Source organism: Streptomyces koelreuteriae, from assembly GCF_018604545.1.
GTDB lineage: Bacteria > Actinomycetota > Actinomycetes > Streptomycetales > Streptomycetaceae > Streptomyces > Streptomyces koelreuteriae.
Map to the genome: position 1 here is coordinate 824,639 of NZ_CP075896.1, position 16,849 is coordinate 841,487.

Here is a 16,849-nt window from a genome sequence, read left to right on the forward strand (position 1 = left end):
TGCCCACCGCCACCCCGACCGCGCCTCTCCGGACCCGCAAGGAGTGCCATCGTGGCCGCAAACAGCGCAGACACCTGGTACAGCAACCCCTTCCCGCTGGTGCCGGTCGTGCGGCTCGGCCCGTCGGCAGACCTGGGTGAGGCACCGGTCGAGGCCGCCGACTCGGGCAACGCCCATGTCTCCACGCCGTTCCTCGAGGATCTCGAGTACCTGGTGCGCGACTACCTCCGGGACCGGCCCCGAGGCCGCCGGCGCGGCCGGGCGATCGCCGTGGTGGGAGAGTTCGGCCTGGGCAAGAGCCACGCGGCGCGCGAGGTCTGCAACGCGCTCGCCCGCCCGGACGGCCCGGCGATGTGGATCGTCGACGAACCCGTGCAGGACTTCGGCCGCATGTACCGCGACCGGCTGCGCGGCCCGGCGGACACCCCGGAGGGCAAGGCCGCGTTCGAGGAACTCGTCCGGGACTACTACGCGCACGTGACGGCGGCCCGGGTCGGCGAGCGGAGTTCCGATACACGGCCGGGCCGGCCGGACGACATCCCGCTCGGCGACATCGCCCTCGACGACATCGCCACCGGGCTGCGCGACCGCGTCCTGGACCCGGACAAGGTCGTCTCCGCCCTGCGCTACGACCCCGAGGTGATGCACGCCGATCTGCGGGTCACCCTCAGCGAGGTCACGGAGCACAGGAGGTTCGCCACCGCGTTCGCCCTGCTGCAGGACCCCCGGTTCAGTTCGATGGTCTGGGCGTGGCTGACCGGTGACGAGCCCGCCCCGCAGCTGAGGGAACGCGGCATCAAGGACGCCGTCACCGGCATCGACCCGGTCTTCGACGCGCTGGCCGTCCAGGGCTTCCTGCACGGCCGGTTCGACAAGCCGTACGTTCTGCTGATCGACTCGCTGGAGAAGGTGCTGGACTGGCCGGAGGACTCCCGGCGTACGTTCGTCGATGCCTTCGAGCGCCTGGTCAACGTGTATGTGAGCCAGGGGGGCCTGCTGGTGTTCTGCACGTCGCCCAGCGGGCTCAACGCGTTCCGCCCGAGCCTGCACGAGCGGGTGGTGCAGCTGTGGCCGACCCGCTTCACCTCGGAGCTGACGGCGGATCTGGTCGCCGAGTACGTCGGTTCGGGTGCCCGTCCGGACGCCGTCCAGGGAACGGGCTCGATCGAGCGGTGGCCCGCGCCCTTCGGTTCCGAGTCGGTCGCGATCCTCCAGGAACTCACCGGCGGGGTGCCCCGGGAGATCCTCAAGACCTGCCACCGGGCCTGGCAGTTGAGCGGGGACGGCGGCGGCACGGTCCGGGAGGTGACCCCCGCGACCGTACTGCGGGCCGTGCGCGCTCTGCACGGCAACGTCTCCGAGGAACAGGTGCTCTCCACGATCCACGACGCGGTGGCCGTGGGACAGTGGCGCATCGCCTCGGTCGACCCGGTCCCGGCGCGGGGGCCCGCCGCCGACGGGCCGCTGGTGGTGGCGTACTGGCTGGAGCCCTTCCCGAACGCCTACATCGCCATCGTGGTCACCTCGTCGGTGCTGGTCGCGGACGACCAGGAGCGCATCACCGCGCGCGTCCGGGCGCTGCGCGGCACACTCCATCCGGCCCGGGCCGAGGTGCTGCTGGTGGTCAACGGCCATGTGTCGCGGACCATGCGGGACCGGCTGGCGCGCTCGCTCGGATCGCAGCCCCTGCTGTACCGCCCGGGTGACTTCGAGCAGGCCGTGAACGAGGCCTTGGACCGGCTGCGCGCCCGGCTCACGGAACTCCGCAAGGAGGCCGATCTCGCGGAGCTGACCAGCGAGTTGCGCGGCGCGCTCGGCGAGCACAGTTCCCAACTGGGCTTGCTGCGCCGGACGGTGAGCGATCTGGCCCGGCGTGATCTGGTCGCGGCGGCGCCCGGCCCGGCGCGCACGGCGCTGCCGGACCCGGTCGAGGGCCGGTTCGAGGAGGTGTTCTCCCTCCTCGACGCGGCCGTGGAACGGCTGGCCGGCGGTTCGTCCGGGGCCGGTCCGGACGGGAGCCCGTCCCTGCGGGCGGGTCGGGCCGATCTGGCGGCGCTGGGCTGCGCCACCTTGGTCCGGCAGCTCACGGAGAGGTTCCGCGCGGGCGCCGACGCCTGGTTCCGCGCCGCCTCGTCCGGAGTGCGGTCCGAGGAGCAGTGGGCGGGGCTGCGCCGGGTCTGCCGGGAGTACGAGACGGCGGTCGAGGTGCTGCCCGTGCAGTCCCTCGGCGTTTCCGGCCCGGTCCATCGGCCGACCGCGGCGCGCGCGGTGGAGGCGCTCGCCGACGAGGTCTGGGGCGGGCTGGTCAGCGCGGTGCGGGCTCCGTGATCTCGCGCAGGACGTCCGCCAGTCGATGGAGCCGGCTCTCCGCGTGGGCGACCTGCCGCTGGTCCAGCGTCACCCCGAGGACGTAGTCCCGCGGCGACAGCCAGATCACGTACACGGCGCCCTCCTGGACGTCCAGGACGAGGCGGTCGGCGGGCGGCTGCACCACCAGCCGCAGCGCGTCGGTGAGCCGGGCGAGATGGCCGCGCAGGCTCTGGGCGAGGTCGCGGTACCCGGTGCGGCGTGAGCGCACGCTGGTCTCCAGGAAGCGCGGGCCGAGTTCGGCGTTCTCGAAGACGTCGCCCGCGCAGACGAGTTTCCAGTCCTGGTAGAAGGCGGCGTAGTGCAGGTCGAGGGTGTTGACGTGGCCGCCCCACAGGGCCCGCAGCCGCATCTCGGTCAGGTTCTCGTAGGCGGCGGCCGCCGTCCCGAAGTCGATGCGCAGTTTCCCCTTGTGTTCCGGCAGGGGGTCCGGGGGGTCCGTCAGGCCGCCGGGCAGTTCGTCGGGCAGATGGTGCACCTGGGTGCGGATGGTGGAGACGAGGGTGTTCATGGCCTCATCGGCGGCGGGCATCCCGCCGGGCGTGTCGGTGAGCGCTGCCAGGTACTCCCCCGGTTTGACGCGACCGCCCCACAGTCCGCCGCGCGCGCCTGCGACCACGACGCGCATCAGCTCGCCGGTGCCCAGGGGCCGCATCAGCGCGCCCAGGTCCTGGGTGCACAGCAGGAGCCGACTGCCGGGCAAAGCCTCGTTGGCGATGTCCTCGCCGGCGACGGTGACCAGGCCGGCCAGCGGGGCGCAGTCGGTTCTGCGGACGAGGAAGTCGATGATTCCGTTGCTGTAGTGGGCCACCGACCGCAGAGCGGGAACGCCGACGAAGGCCCCTTGGCACAGCTCTGTTATTCGGCCGTGGCCCTCCGGGAACCAGTGGGACTCGGTGAAGAGCTCGGTCTCCGGGTGCGGGGCTGCTGCCACGTACGCTCACCTTTCCCTAGATTCCGGGCAGTTCCAGATCGATGTCGAAGTCCCTGGCGGGTGCCGTGCGGGCGGTGGCGCGGGAGGTGAGCCAGGCCAAGTGCGCGCTCACCCTTCGGCCATCGGGGCGATGCCCCATGTCCAGGTCCCGCAAACGGCGCAGGGCGCCCTCGGCGAGTCCGGCCGCCTCGGACGGGCGCCCGGCCGCGGCCAGGGTGGCGGCGAGGGAGTTCTCCGCGGCGGAAACCCAGGGGTGGCTGTCGCCGAGCCGGTCCTCCAGGAGGTGCAGAGCGGCCCTGCCGGTGGTCTCGGACTCGTCGACGGCGCCGGTGGCCCGTAGATACACGGCGTGCCGGACCCCGGCCAGTCCGGCGTAGGGGTGCCAGGCGCCGAGGGTGTTCTCCAGGGCGTGGCCGCACTGGCGGGCCTCGTGTTCGGCCTCGTCGTGCTTGCCGAGCGCGTGCAGGTCGGCGGCCAGGCTGAAGCGGCAGCGCAGGGTGTCCAGGTGGTCGGCGCCGAACCGGCCGGTGGCTTCGGCGAGCACCCGCCGGTCGCGCTCCAGGGCCTTCTCGTAGCCGTAGACCCGCTCGTGCGGGCGGGCGGAGTTGTAGGTGATGCGGCGTTCGCTGACGGCCAGGCCGAGTTCGATGCTCAGCCGGGTGCCGGTCGCGATGTCGCCGTGCCGGTGGAGCCATTGCCGCAGCAGGTCCTGGGACTCCGCGTCGCGGCCCAGTGTGCGGTAGACCCAGGCGAGCAGGTCGGCGGAGCGCCAGACGGCCGGGTCGTCCTCGCCGCCGATGGCCTGGCGGTAGCGGAACCGGGCGAGGAGCCGGGCCAGCGAGTCGGGGGCCCGGCCGCTCAGCGCCTCCGTGAACGCGAGGTTGTGCTCGGCCTGCACGGTCGCGCGGTGCCGCGGTCCGAGCAGCAGCGTGAGGCCCTCCAGCACCGGCCGGGCCTGGAAGAGCGCGTCGGAGAACCGGCCGAGGGAGCGCAGCACGGCGCCGTAGGAGTCGGCCGACAGCAGTGTCCTCGGGTGCAGGGGGCCGAGCAGTCTGCGGTGGCCGCGCAGGGCCTGTTCGGAGAGCTGGCGGGCCTGTTCGTAGGCACCGTCGAGGCGGTGGGCGCGGGCGGTGAGGTTGAGCAGGCGCAGATATTCGGGTGACGGGTCGTCGCCCTGCGGGCTCCAGGCCTCCCGCGCGCGCTCGGAGATGTCGAGCAGCCGGGCCAGGTCGGCGGTCTCCCCGCGCTGGCTCAGGGCGTTGAGATGGCGCAGCATGGACCGCCGGACGCGGGGGCGGTCGTCCTCCCACAGGCGCAGCGAGTACACCTCGCGTGCCCAGTCGGCGGACAGGCCGCGGTTCTCGTCCGGGGTGAACTCGGCGAGGGTGCCGCGCAGCACCTGCTCGATGCGGGCGCGCTCGGCCGGTTCCATGTCGTCGCGGACGGCGTCCCGTACGGCGTGGTGCTGTCCGAGGGGCTGGTCGGGCCGGTCGAAGTCGACCTCCAGCAGGCCGACCCGGGACAGTGCCCACAGGGCGACGCTCACCATGTGCTCGTCGGGCAGCCGGGCGTCGGCCGGCGTGCGGTGCGCGCCAGGGTCCGGGGCCGTCGCGTCGTCGCGGGCCAGTTCGGCGAGGATGTGTCGCGACCTGAGCAGTTCGAGCCCCATGCCCCGGCCGGTGAGCAGCGAGGCCGCGTTCAGCAGCCAGCCGAGGGCGTCGCTGGTGCGGCTCTCGGCGCGCCAGGCGGCGGCGCCCGGGGTGTGCAGCACGGTCTGCCGGGCGACGCGCACCATGACCGTCACGGGCGGGGCCGCGCCGTCCCGTTCGAGGAGGGCGGCCTGGGCCGTGCGGTACTCGGCGAGGAGGTGGGCGACGGCGGCGCGGGCCGCGGTCCGGTCGCCCATGCTGTCGTCGCGCCGGTGAGCCGCGGCGCGCTCGGCGAGGCAGAGGGCGGCGATACGCACGGCGAGCGGGACGAAGCCGAGGACCTGCCCGACCCGCTGGGCCTGCTCCTCGTCGATCTCCGCGAGGCTTTCGCCGAGGACGGCCCGGCATTCGGCCGGCGACATGGACGGCAGCGCGAAGGCCGCCATGTCCCCCGCGGCGGGGGCGGTGCGGCTGGTGATGAGGACGTGCCCGCGGGTGTGGGGCGTGGGCAGCAGCTCCCGCAGTCCGTCGGGGGACTCGGCCCCGTCGTAGACGAGCAGCCAGCTCTGTGTGTCGGCGCGGGCGAGGTGGTCGAGGAGCGCCGGGGAGGCGCCGTCCCCGGTGGTGACCAGGTCCAGCCGGCCGGCGAGCCGGTTCAGTCCGCGGCGGGCGCGGGGGATCTCCCAGGAGCGCACCCACCACACCACGTCGTAGGCGGAGCCGAAGCGGTGGCACAGCTCCCGTACGGTCTCGCTCTTGCCCCAGCCGCTCGCGCCGTGCACGACCAGCGGGGTGTGGTCCCGGCCGGCGGTGTGCAGTTCCTCCAGGAGGTTCCCGAGGACGTCGTCCCTGCCGACGAAGCCGCTGTAGCGGGGGGCCACGTTGGTGACGGCGGGCAGTCGCGGGAAGCGCGCGCCGGGCGGGCCGTCCGCCGGGGGCGGGGCGCCGAGACCGAGGCCGGCGTACAGCCGCCGCACGGCCTCGTCCTCGTCGGTTCCGCGCAGGTCGATGCGCTCGTGGTGGGCGGCGCCCGCGTCCGGGAAGGGCTCGTCGGCGAGGACGATCCGCACGTCGGGGTGGGACAGCGCGGCGAGCTGGGCCAGTGCCGCGTGGTCCATGTCCGCCGGGGAGAGGAACAGCAGCGCCGTGCCGGGGGCCGGACGGTCGCCGGAGTAGGCGTCCTGGGCGCGCAGTTCGGTGCGGATGCCGCCGCGCCGGAACTGGTCCTCCAGCCAGGCCGCCCAGGGGGCGTGGCGCTGGGAGTGGACGAGGGTGACCCGGCCGAGCGGCACCGGCCGCCGGTTGCGGAGCCAGTCGGCGAGCCGTTCGTAGTAGGGGCGCAGCCCGGTCACGGAGCCCTCGGGCTCGCTCTCGACGGCGAGTTGCCGGGTGTCCAGGTAGAGCGGGTGGTACGGGATCTCCAGGAAGGCGACCTCGGAGGTGCGGGAGCCGCGCGAGAGGGGGCCGAACTTGCCACGGACGCGTTCGCGGGCGCCGCGCAGCCGGTCGTGCGACTCGACGTTGCTCTTCAGGCCGAGGGCCATCAGCCGTACGGGCCGGTCGGCGCGGCCGCCGCTGAGCTGCTCGGCGAGGGCGGCGGCGCCGTCGATGGACCAGGCGGTCATGGCGAAGCAGAGGACCAGCGAGTCGGCCAGGGAGCCGAGCCTGCCCTCGGGCGGCGCGCCGGGCGAGTCGGGCAGCGGGGCCTCGACGAGGACGTGGTCGTGGCGCAGGGCCTCGGGGTCCGAGGCGAGGGCGAGGAGGGACGCCGCGTCCGGGCGGGCGACGGAGGCGATCCGGCCGGGCACCGGCTCGGGCACGGGCGCTCCCGCCGGGGCGCCGGTGGCCCTGCCGTCCACGATGAGCACGCTGCGATTGCCCGCCGCCAGCAGGTCGGCGACGTTGCGTACGGTCGTGCTGACGCCGAGGTTCTCCGCGGTGGAGCAGAAGAGGGCGAACCGTCCCGAGCGGTCGGCTGCGTGGGTGTCGGGCATGGCCACTCCGCTTCGGACGGCAGGTGCTGGACGGTGGTGCACGACAGTCAGGGACGGTCATTATAGGGCGGGTTGCCCCTGATCAGGTGGTTTCGCGCGACGGCGGCGTCGCCACGCGGCGCCGGTCACTGGCTCTCGCTGAACCCGGTGACGAAGGGATCTCCCGCCGTGCGCCCGGTGCGCAGCCGGCGCAGGGTCTCCCCGAGCACGGAGGGCGGCAGTGCGGCGAGGTCGTCCAGCGGCACGTCGGTGAGGTCCAGCACGACGGACTCCAGGGTGTCCTCGCCCCGCTCGGCGCCCGCTTCCTCGAGCTCTGCCATGGCTCATCCTCCGCGGCTCGTGTCCAGTGTTGACGTCCCCACGGGGTGGCTCGCGAAACCGGCTACTTTCGGGCGGGGGCCGCGGGGACGACGGAATTGCGATGTTGACGGTCTGTCACCGGCACCGAATACTGGGCCAAATGGCGTGGCCGGCCAGGTGAACACCCGGGCCGGCTGGCATGCGAACCGGGGGGTACGTATGAATCGACTGCGCCATGCGGAGCCGCCGTGGCCGGTCGCGGACGACGTCGTGGCGAGGGAAGCCGCCGGATGGGTGCCCGCCCCGTTCCACTCCTTCGTACTGAAGATGCACAGCCGCTGCGACCTCGCCTGCCGCTACTGCTACATGTACCGCTCGCACGACACGAGTTGGCGCGAGCAGCCGCGGGTCATGGCGCCGGACGTCCTCGACCGTACGGCCGAGCGCATCGCCGGGCATCTGGCGGCGCACCGCGTGCGCGAGGCCGGGGTGGTGCTGCACGGGGGCGAGCCCCTGCTCGCCGGGGAGGCCGCGCTCGGCCGCGCCGCCTCGGTCCTGCGTTCCGCCGTCGGCCCCGGGGTGCGGCTGCACCTCGCGCTGCAGACCAACGGCGTACGGCTGACCGAGCGCTGGCTCGACCTGTGCGCGGCGCACGGCATCCGGGTCTCGGTCAGTCTGGACGGCGACCGCGCGGCTCATGACCGGCACCGGCGCGGCGCCGACGGGCGCGGCAGCCACGCCCGGGTCGCCGCCGCCCTGCACCGGCTGGCCGACGGGCCGCACCGCGAGCTGTTCGCGGGCCTGTTGTGCACCATCGACCTGCGCAACGATCCGGTGCGCTGCTACGAGCATCTGCTGACGTACCGGCCGCCCGCGGTGGACTTCCTGCTGCCGCAGGGCAACTGGCACACTCCCCCGCCGGGACTGCGGCCCGGCCTGCCCGGCACGCCGTACGCGGACTGGCTGTGGCGGGTGTTCGAACGGTGGTACGGGGCCAGTCGGCGGGAGACCCGGGTGCGGCTGCTCGAGGACATGATGGCGCTGCTGCTGGGCGGCGCCCCGGAGACGGAGGCGCTGGGGCTGGCCCCGGTGCGGTACGCCGTGGTGGAGACGGACGGCTCCCTCGCCCAGGACGACACGCTGCGCACCGCCTATCACGGCGCCGCGCGGACGGGCCTGCACGTGGGGCGGGACTCCTTCGACGCGCTGCTGCGCCATCCGGGTGTGGCGGCCCGCCAGTGGGGCGCCGACGGACTGTCCGCGCAGTGCCGCGACTGCCGGCTGCTGCGGGTGTGCGGGGGCGGCCACTACGCCAACCGCTACCGGCCGGCCACCGGGTTCGCCAACCCCAGTGTCTACTGCGCCGATCTGACCGCCCTGATCGACCGGGTCAGGGAGCGGCTGGCCGGAGACCTGGACCGGCTGCGCGGCACCCCGGCGGAAGCCGCATGAGGCCCGTGCCGCTCCGTATGCCCGGCAGGCTCTTCACCGCGATCGCGACGGGCGGCGGCGGGGCCGAGGCCCTGGAGCTGCTCGCCCGCGCCGAGTACAGCCGCCGTCTGGCCTGCGCCCACGCGGTCGCCGAGGCCGCCCGTGACATCGGCGGCGGTGTGGCCGAGACGGCCGGGCAGGCCTGGGAGCTCTTGGCCGCCGCCCACCGGGCCGATCCCCGGGCGGTGTCGGCGGTGCTGACGCACCCGTCGGCGGGTACCGCCCTGATCGGACTGCTGGCCCGGCTGGACCGCGTCGTCGAGGGCGAGGCCGGTGCGGCCGGTGAGCTGCCGGTCCAGCGCTTCAGCGCCCTCGCCGCGGCCGCGGCGGTCCGCGCGCGTGTGCCCGCCCGGGTGCGGTGGCGTCTGACCGCGGACCTCGTCTTCCTGCCCTCGCTCGGTGGTGCGGACTTCCCCGGTGCCCGCCCGGGTGACATGGCCGAGGTGGTGGTCGGTGCCGACGGTGCGGCGCGCGTCGGGGTGGCGGGGCGGAGTTCGGTGCCCGGCCCGGTCGAGGTGCCACCGGAGCCGTTCGCGCCCGCCGGACGATGGCGGGCGGCGCACCGGATCCTGGTGCCCGACACCGGAGCACCGCTGCTCCTGGACGACATCGACCCCTTGCGCTTCCCGGGCGTCCCGGAGCGGCCCCTGGGCCTGACGACCGACGATCTGCGCTGGTGGGAGGCCACGACCAGGGAGGCCTGCGACACACTCCGGTCCCACCACCCGGTGACCTACGCCGAACTCGCCGCCGGCCCCCGCACCCTGGTCCCCCTCGACAGCACGGGCAGCTTCAGCGGCAGCAGCGCGGAGGCGTTCGGCTCCATGGCGCTGTCCCGGCCGCGCACCGGGCGGGGTCTCGCCCTGTCCATGGCCCACGAGTTGCAGCACAGCAAGTTCGCCGCCCTCCTGCACCTGTTCGACCTGTTCGAGTCCGGCGGCGAGGAGCGCTACTACGCGCCGTGGCGCCCCGACCCGCGGCCCCTGCTCGGGCTCTTCCACGGGGCGTACGCGCATCTGGGCGTGACGGACTTCTGGAACCGCCGCCGGGCCGTGGAGCGGGGTCCGGAGGAACTCGCCCGGGCCGAGGCCCAGTTCGTCCGCTGGCGTACGGGCGCCCGGGAGGCCACGGAGGTGCTGCTGACCTCCGGCCGCCTCACGCCCCTGGGACAGCGCTTCGCCCGGACGATGCTGGACACCCTCGACGGTCTGTGCCGCCTCCCGGTCCCGGCCGAGGCCCGGCGCCGGGGGCAGGCCCTGGCGGCGGAGCACCGGACGGAGTGGGTGCGCAGAAACGGAGTGCCTCAGGCGCTGCTGATCTGAGCGAACCTGCTCGCACGGTGCCCGCGAACGCAATCGGGTGGGTGGCATGTGCCACCCACCCGATTGCGTCGGCGTGCCCGCAGGACCGCGTCAGGACTGCGGACGGCTGCCGTGGTTCGCGCCGTTCTTGCGGCGGGCCTTCTTCTTGCGACGTCGCTTCGAGGACATCGAGCCTCCTCTTTCTTGCCTTTTGGTCACTGTCCACCGGATTGTCGCATCCGGTGATCACAGAGCGCCTTTCCAGCCGCCGCCACGGCAAACACACCCGATGTGCGCGCACAGGGGTGGCCTATGTCACTGGGGCGAGGCATTGGCCGGAAGGCCAAAGCGGCACCCGCCGTCTTGGCCGACGCGCACACCCCTCCCCACGCCCCCGCTACGCATCATCAAGGGCCACAACGGGAGTCGTGAGAGGAGTGAACGCGTGGACAGTGTGCGAACCGGGCCGCGGAGATCCGTGGGCGAGGCCGGTGTCCGCGGCAGGCTGACGCGGCGGCGGGACGTCGCCGATCTGGTGGCCGAGGCCGACGGCGGTCAGCTCCGCCGGACCATGGGGCTCACCCAGCTCACGCTGCTCAGCGTGGGAGCCACCCTGGGCACCGGGATCTTCGTGGTGCTCGGCCAGGCGGTGCCCGAGGCGGGCCCGGCCGTGGTGTTCTCCTTCGTGCTCGCCGGGCTCACCGCGCTGTTCTCCGCCCTGTCCTACGCCGAGCTGGCCGGCATGATCCCCGGTGCCGGGTCCTCGTACAGCTACACCTACGCCACGCTCGGCGAGCTGGTCGCCTGGGTCTGCGGCTGGTGTCTGGTGCTGGAGTACGGCGTCTCGGTGGCCGCCGTCGCGGTCGGCTGGGGCCAGTACGTGAACGAGCTGCTGGAGCTCACCGTCGGGTGGACGCTGCCCGCGTCGCTGGCCGCCCCGCCCGGCGCGGGCGGCGTGCTGAACGTCCCGGCCGCCGCGATCGTCGTGCTCTCCATGGTGGTGCTGCTGCGCGGTTCCCGGGAGAGCGCTGTGGTGAACGCGGTCATGGTGGCGGTGAAGGTGGCGGCCCTCGTGCTGTTCTGCGCCGTCGCGTTCACCGCGTTCCGCGCCGGCAACTTCCGGCCGCTGTTCCCGCTCGGCATGGCCGGGGTGAGCGCGGGCGCCGCCTCGCTGTTCTTCTCGTACATCGGCTTCGACGCCGCCTCGACCGCCGGTGAGGAGGCGAAGAACCCGCAGCGCGATCTGCCGCGCGCCATCCTGCTCTCCCTCGGGCTGATCACCGCGCTGTACTGCGCGGTGGCGATCGCCGCGGTCGGCGCGATGCCGTGGCAGCGGTTCGCGGGCACCGAGGCCACCCTCAGCGAGGTGCTGGTCCACGCGGTCGGCGGTGGCACCCTCTGGCCCGTCCTGCTGTCCGTCGGGGCGGTCGTCGCCACCACGAGCGTCGTGCTCGCCGTGCAGTACGGGCAGACCCGCATCCTGTTCTCGATGGCGCGCGACGGGCTCGTCCCACCGCTGTTCGCCAAGGTCCACGCCCGGTCCGGCGTGCCCCGCGCCAACATCGTCATCGTCTCCGCGTTCGTCATGGTGCTCGCCGCCCTGGTACCGCTGGGCGCGCTCGCCGACGCCACCAGCATCGGCACCCTGTTCGCCTTCGCGCTGGTCAACGCAGCCGTCCTGATCCTGCGCCGGCGCAGCCCCGGCGCGCCGCGCAGTTTCCGGGTGCCGCTCGCGCCCCTGACCTGCGCGCTGGGCACGCTGTGCTGCGGCTATGTGATGTGGGGACTCGGCGCGGACACCTGGACCGCGTTCGGCCTGTGGATGGCCGTCGGACTGGCCGTCTACCTGCTCTACGGCATCCGGCACTCCCGGCTCGGCCGGCCCGCACCCGAGAAGGAGAGCACGGAATGATCCCGCTCGACCCGGCCACGAACCCGGTGGACCTGGTGGATCTCACGAGAGCCCTGGTGGACGTCCCTTCCGAGAGCGGCGAGGAGGCCGGCCTCGCCGACGCCGTGGAGTCCGCGCTGCGCACGCACCCCCACCTCACCGTCGTACGCCTCGGCAACTCCGTCGTGGCCCGCACCGATGCGGGCCGTGCCGAGCGCGTGATCATCGCCGGCCATCTGGACACCGTCCCGGCCGCCGGGAACCTGCCCTCCCGGCTGGAGGGCGAGCGGCTGTACGGGCTCGGGGCGTGCGACATGAAGGGCGGCGTCGCCGTCGCCCTGCGGCTCGCGTCCGGCCTCGCCGCGCCGGTGCGTGACGTGACGTACGTCTTCTACGAGTGCGAAGAGGTCGCCGGTGACCGCAACGGCCTGCAGCGCGTCGCCGCCGACCGCCCCGATCTGCTCGAAGCGGACCTCGCCATCCTCATGGAACCGTCCGACGCGGGCGTCGAGGCGGGCTGCCAGGGCGTCCTGAACGCGGACGTCACGGTGCGCGGCGAGCGCGCCCACACCGCCCGCTCCTGGAGGGGCGTCAACGCCGCGCACCGAGCGGCCGCCGTGCTCCGGCGCCTGGACGACCACAGCGCCGAGCGGATCGTCATCGACGGACTGGAGTACCGCGAGGGGCTGAACGCGGTCGCCGTCCGCGCGGGCATCGCCGACAACGTCGTCCCCGACACCTGCGTGATCAGCGTCAACCTGCGTTTCGCGCCGAGCCGTTCGCCCGAGCAGGCCGAGGCGTATCTGCGCGCGCTGTTCCCCGAGTACGAGGTGGAGGTCACCGAGGTGGTGCCGGGGGCCCTGCCCGGGCTCGGCCAGGGGCCGGTGGCCTCGCTGGTCGAGGCGCTGGGCTCGGTTCCCCGCCCCAAGCTGGGCTGGACGGACGTGGCCCGCTTCACCGCGCTCGGCACGCCCGCGCTCAACTACGGCCCCGGCGACCCGACGCTGGCGCACACCGCCGGGGAGTACGTGACCGTCGGGCAACTGCGGGAGTGCGAGCGGCGGCTCACCGCCTGGCTGAGCGGCTGACCACCCCTGCCCGGGTGTCAGACCGGGCCGGTGCCGCGCAGACCCCCGAGTGTGCGCAACTGCAGCCACAGCACCAGCCGCTCGTCCGGGTCGTCCAGATCGACACCGAGGTGCTGCTGCGCCTGACGGAGGCGGTACCGGCAGGTGTTGGGGTGGACGGCGAGCAGCCCGGCCGCCCGCGCGACGTCGCCCCCGGCGTCCAGCCAGCACACCAGGGTCCTGGCGTAGTCGGTGCCGTGCCCGGTGTCGTACGCCAGGACGTCCCGCCAGGCCCCGGCCGTCAACGCCCGCTGCCCGTCCATGAGTTCCCGCAGCCGCAGCAGGGTGACCCGGGCCCGTACCTCCGTCACGACGGCGACGTCCTCCCCCGGGCCGAGCACCCGCAGCACCAGGTCGGCGTCGTCCCGTGAGCCGCGTACCGCCGCCGGCTCCGCCACCGCCTCGCCCAGCCCGGCCCGCACCCGCGTCCGCAGCGCCTGGGCCGCGCGCCGCACGATGTCCTCGGCCAGGCGCCGGTGCCGCTCCTCGCGCCCGGCCGAGCCGCTCGGCTCCGCACCGGTCACCGGCAGCAGCGCGTACACCCGCCCGTCGGCCAGCGCGCATGTGTGCCGCCCGTAGCGCGCCTCGCAGTGCAGCCGTACGAGGTCGAGCAGCCGCAGCGCGGTCTGTTCCTCGTCGGGCGTGGACCCGGCGCCGTCGAGGGCGAAGGAAACGACCCGGACCGGGGTTCCCTCGGCGAGGCCGAGGCGGTGCGCGGCGCCCGCCGGATCGGCGCTGCCGTCGAGGAGACGGCGCAGCAGGTCGCTCGTGAGCTGCCGGGACAGCTCCTCGCCGGCCCGCGCCCGCAGCAGGAGCAGGGCGGCCGTGGACGCGCCCCGGGCGAGCGCCTCCTCGGCGTCGGGGCCGAGCTGTCCGTCGTCGACGACCCACACCGACCCCAGCGTCTCGCCGCCCGCCCGGATCGCCACGGCGAGCCGCGGCAGCTCCTCGCCGTCCAGCGCGGCGAGGCGTACGGGACCGGGGGCGGCGAACAGGACGCGGTACTGCTCGCTGTTCTCGGGGCTGCTGGGCACCTGACGGCCCAGAATGCCCTGTCGCCGGGCCTCGTCGACGGCCTGCCGGGGCAGGGTGGAGTACGCCAGGATCCGCTGCCGGGCGTCCTCGATGACGGTCGCGCCGCCCACCGCCGCGGCCACCGCGTTGGCCAGCGAGAACAGGTCCCCGAACGCCGCTTCGCTGTCCCCGGGTCCCGGCCGGGACCCGATCGCCGAGGCCAGCAGCAGATGGACGTGATGCCAGGCGGCGTCCTCGTCGACGGCGAGCAGTGTGAGGCCGTGGGCCTTCGCCGCGGCCACCGTCTCGGGCTGCGAGGCCCCGCCCCGTACGACGAGTCCGGCCACCCCGGCCGCGGCGGCGTCGCGCGCCAGCGGCTCGATCCCGCCCGGCGGCAGCCCGACGGTCAGCACCAGGGCACCGGGCGCGCCGCGCGGGAAGGGATCCCCTTGGCCGTGGAGCAGGATCTCGGAGACGGGGCTGGCGAGGCCGTCCGCCGGGGCGGTGAGCACCCGGAGCAGGGGCTCGCCGAGGGTGCCGATCAGTTCCTCGAGGGTGCGGGCGTCCATGGGTGGTCGGGCTCCTGGGGCGGTGGTGTGCAGACGGTGGTGTTCGCAGGGGTCTGCGGGTTTCTATCGGGCGGTGATCCCGGCCGGCCTTGGCCGATCGCAACAGAGGCGGATGCCTTCATTGTGCCTGCCGACAACGGCCGCCCGGGCTCCGGCGACGCAGACTCACCGCATGACACCTGTGACGATCTCCGCCGCCGGGCCCGGGCCGGCGGAAGCACCCCGCACGGCCGGGGGGACAGCGCCCGGTGCCTGGGCGGGTATCGCCGACGCCGCGGCCCGCACCGCCGGGGTCACGGTCCGTACCGTGCACGACGTGGCCGGTATCCACGCCGTGGCCGGTTTCTTCGCCGATGTGTGGCAGACGCCCAGGGCCACCCCGCCGTATCCGGCCGAGGTGCTGCACAGCCTGGTGCACGCCGGCGGGGCGGTGCACGCCGCGTACGCGGCCGGACCGTCGGGCGAGCGGCTCGCCGGGGCGGCGGTGGCGGTGTTCGGTGCCCCCGCCGAGCGGGACGTGTACTCGTTCGTCGCGGCGGCGACCGCGGCGGGCCGGGGGGTGGGGTTCGCGGTCAAGCAGGCGCAGCGGGTGTGGGCGCTGGAGCGGGGCGCCACCACGATGCGCTGGACGTTCGACCCGCTGGTGCGCCGCAACGCCCGCTTCAACCTGGTCAAACTGGGTGCGGTCGGCAGCGAGTACCTGGTCGACTTCTACGGGCCGATGAACGACGGTGTGAACGGCGGCGACGAGAGCGACCGGCTGACCATCACCTGGGACCTGGCGACGGGGACCACACGTACGGACGAGCCCACCGCGGGCCGCGCCGCGGCCGACGTCGTGACCCGGGCACCCGACGACGGGCCGCTCGCCCTGCGCGACGCGGACCGGCTGTGGTGCCGCGTACCCGAGGACATCGTCGCGCTGCGCGCCGCCGACCCGGCCCTCGCGCTCGCGTGGCGGCACGCCGTACGCGGGGTGTTCACGGAGGCGTACGCCGAGGGCCTGCGCGCGACGGCCATGTCACGCGACGGCTGGTACCTGCTGACCCGGACGCCCTTCAAGACGCCTCACGAAAGGCAGCGATGAAGCTCGAACGCGTGGAACTGCTCCACGTCGCCATCCCCCTCGTCACCCCGTTCCGCACGTCGTTCGGGACGATGACCAGCAAGGACACCTTCCTGCTGCGCGTGGTGACCGACGCGGCCGAGGGCTGGTCGGAATTCGCCGCCGACCCCGAGCCCCTGTACTGCTCGGAGTTCGTCGCCGGCGCCGAGATGGTGATCCGCGACTTCCTGCTGCCGAGGGTGGCCGCCCTCCCCGAGCCGACGACGGCGGCCGTCGCCCCCGCCATGGCCTCCGTCAAGGGCCACGAGCTGGCCAAGGCGGCCCTGGAGACCGCCCTCCTGGACGCGGAACTGCGCGCCTACGGGATGTCGTTGGCGACGTTCCTCGGCTCGGTGCACGAACGGGTACCTGCGGGTGTCTCGGTCGGCATCAAGAATTCCGTGCCCGAACTGCTGGACGACGTCGAGCGCTACCTCGACGAGGGCTACCTCCGCATCAAGCTGAAGATAGAGCCGGGCTGGGACGTGGAGCCGGTGCGCGCGGTACGCGACCGCTTCGGCGACGCGCTGCCGCTCCAGGTCGACGCCAACACCGCCTACACGCTCGCCGACGCCGACCAGCTGCGCCGGCTCGACGACTTCGGGCTGCTGCTGATCGAGGAGCCGCTGGAGGAGAACAACCTCCATGCCCACGCCCGGCTCCAGCAGCGCCTGCGCACCCCGGTGTGCCTCGACGAGTCGATCCACTCGGCGCGTGACGCCGCGTCCGCGATCGCGATGGACGCCTGCCGGGTCGTCAACGTCAAGCCGGCCCGCGTCGGCGGCTACCTCGAAGCGCGTCGCATCCACGACGTGTGCGCCGCCCACGGTGTGCCGGTGTGGTGCGGCGGCATGCTGGAGACGGGCATCGGCCGCGCCCCCAACCTGGCGCTGGCCGCCCTCCCGGGCTGCACGCTCCCCGGCGACACCTCGGCCTCCCGCCGCTACTTCGCGGAGGACATCACGGAACCGTTCGTCCTCCAGGACGGCCACCTCCCCGTCCCCACGTCACCCGGCATCGGCGTCACCCCGCTGCCGGACGCCCTCGCCCGCTTCACGACGTCTAGGCGGGAGCTGTTCGCGACACGGCGCTGAGAATGACCGCGGG

General features: G+C 74.1%; 12 protein-coding genes. 7 read left to right on the forward strand and 5 right to left on the reverse strand.

What is annotated here, in order from left to right; translation table 11 throughout:
• Positions 1 to 51 precede the first annotated feature (51 nt).
• Positions 52 to 2,328, forward strand: a complete 2,277-nt coding sequence (locus KJK29_RS39145) for an apolipoprotein A1/A4/E family protein (protein ID WP_215117149.1) — start codon at positions 52 to 54, stop codon at positions 2,326 to 2,328.
• On the opposite strand, the gene KJK29_RS03665 is transcribed toward KJK29_RS39145, so the two are convergent.
• From KJK29_RS03665 to fxsA, 3 genes are all read right to left on the reverse strand, one after another.
• Positions 2,306 to 3,178 carry a hypothetical protein gene (locus KJK29_RS03665; RefSeq protein WP_251057693.1) on the reverse strand — a complete coding sequence of 291 codons (873 nt, stop codon included), beginning with the start codon at positions 3,176 to 3,178 and terminating at the stop codon, positions 2,306 to 2,308. The genes KJK29_RS39145 and KJK29_RS03665 overlap by 23 nt on opposite strands.
• A gap of 139 nt (positions 3,179 to 3,317) precedes the next feature.
• The gene (gene fxsT / locus KJK29_RS03670; protein ID WP_215117151.1) at positions 3,318 to 6,944 is read right to left on the reverse strand and encodes an FxSxx-COOH system tetratricopeptide repeat protein; all 3,627 of its coding nucleotides are present in this window, start codon (positions 6,942 to 6,944) and stop codon (positions 3,318 to 3,320) included.
• 125 nt (positions 6,945 to 7,069) lie between these two features.
• Positions 7,070 to 7,264 (reverse strand): FxSxx-COOH cyclophane-containing RiPP peptide, encoded by a 195-nt coding sequence (fxsA, locus tag KJK29_RS03675; protein WP_215117152.1) that lies wholly within the window; start codon positions 7,262 to 7,264, stop codon positions 7,070 to 7,072.
• Between the two features lie 199 nt (positions 7,265 to 7,463).
• Here fxsA and KJK29_RS03680 point away from each other — a divergent pair, with 199 nt between their 5' ends.
• Both KJK29_RS03680 and KJK29_RS03685 read left to right on the forward strand, forming a co-directional pair.
• Positions 7,464 to 8,696 (forward strand): FxsB family cyclophane-forming radical SAM/SPASM peptide maturase, encoded by a 1,233-nt coding sequence (locus KJK29_RS03680; protein ID WP_215117153.1) that lies wholly within the window; start codon positions 7,464 to 7,466, stop codon positions 8,694 to 8,696.
• Positions 8,693 to 10,057: an aKG-HExxH-type peptide beta-hydroxylase gene (locus KJK29_RS03685; RefSeq protein ID WP_215117154.1), complete on the forward strand. Its 1,365-nt coding sequence runs from the start codon at positions 8,693 to 8,695 to the stop codon at positions 10,055 to 10,057. The genes KJK29_RS03680 and KJK29_RS03685 overlap by 4 nt, the downstream gene beginning before the upstream one ends.
• Positions 10,058 to 10,147: 90 nt before the next feature.
• On the opposite strand, the gene KJK29_RS39335 is transcribed toward KJK29_RS03685, so the two are convergent.
• The gene (locus tag KJK29_RS39335; protein ID WP_370443954.1) at positions 10,148 to 10,225 is read right to left on the reverse strand and encodes a 50S ribosomal protein bL37; all 78 of its coding nucleotides are present in this window, start codon (positions 10,223 to 10,225) and stop codon (positions 10,148 to 10,150) included.
• Between the two features lie 256 nt (positions 10,226 to 10,481).
• On the opposite strand from KJK29_RS39335, the gene KJK29_RS03690 reads away from it, so the two are divergent.
• Positions 10,482 to 11,948, forward strand: a complete 1,467-nt coding sequence (locus tag KJK29_RS03690) for an amino acid permease (RefSeq protein ID WP_215117155.1) — start codon at positions 10,482 to 10,484, stop codon at positions 11,946 to 11,948.
• A complete protein-coding gene (dapE, locus tag KJK29_RS03695) occupies positions 11,945 to 13,015 on the forward strand; it encodes a succinyl-diaminopimelate desuccinylase (protein WP_215117156.1) in 1,071 nt (356 codons plus the stop codon). The genes KJK29_RS03690 and dapE overlap by 4 nt, the downstream gene beginning before the upstream one ends.
• Before the next feature lie 17 nt (positions 13,016 to 13,032).
• Here dapE and KJK29_RS03700 read toward each other — a convergent pair whose 3' ends face one another.
• Complete coding sequence (locus KJK29_RS03700; RefSeq protein WP_215117157.1) at positions 13,033 to 14,637, reverse strand: PucR family transcriptional regulator; 1,605 nt, start codon at positions 14,635 to 14,637, stop codon at positions 13,033 to 13,035.
• Positions 14,638 to 14,809: 172 nt separating this feature from the next.
• Here KJK29_RS03700 and KJK29_RS03705 point away from each other — a divergent pair, with 172 nt between their 5' ends.
• Together KJK29_RS03705 and menC are read left to right on the forward strand one after the other, a co-directional pair.
• Positions 14,810 to 15,724, forward strand: a complete 915-nt coding sequence (locus tag KJK29_RS03705; RefSeq protein ID WP_251057694.1) for a chorismate synthase — start codon at positions 14,810 to 14,812, stop codon at positions 15,722 to 15,724.
• Positions 15,721 to 16,836: an o-succinylbenzoate synthase gene (gene menC, locus KJK29_RS03710; protein ID WP_215117158.1), complete on the forward strand. Its 1,116-nt coding sequence runs from the start codon at positions 15,721 to 15,723 to the stop codon at positions 16,834 to 16,836. Before KJK29_RS03705 ends, menC begins: the two co-directional genes overlap by 4 nt.
• Positions 16,837 to 16,849 lie beyond the last annotated feature (13 nt).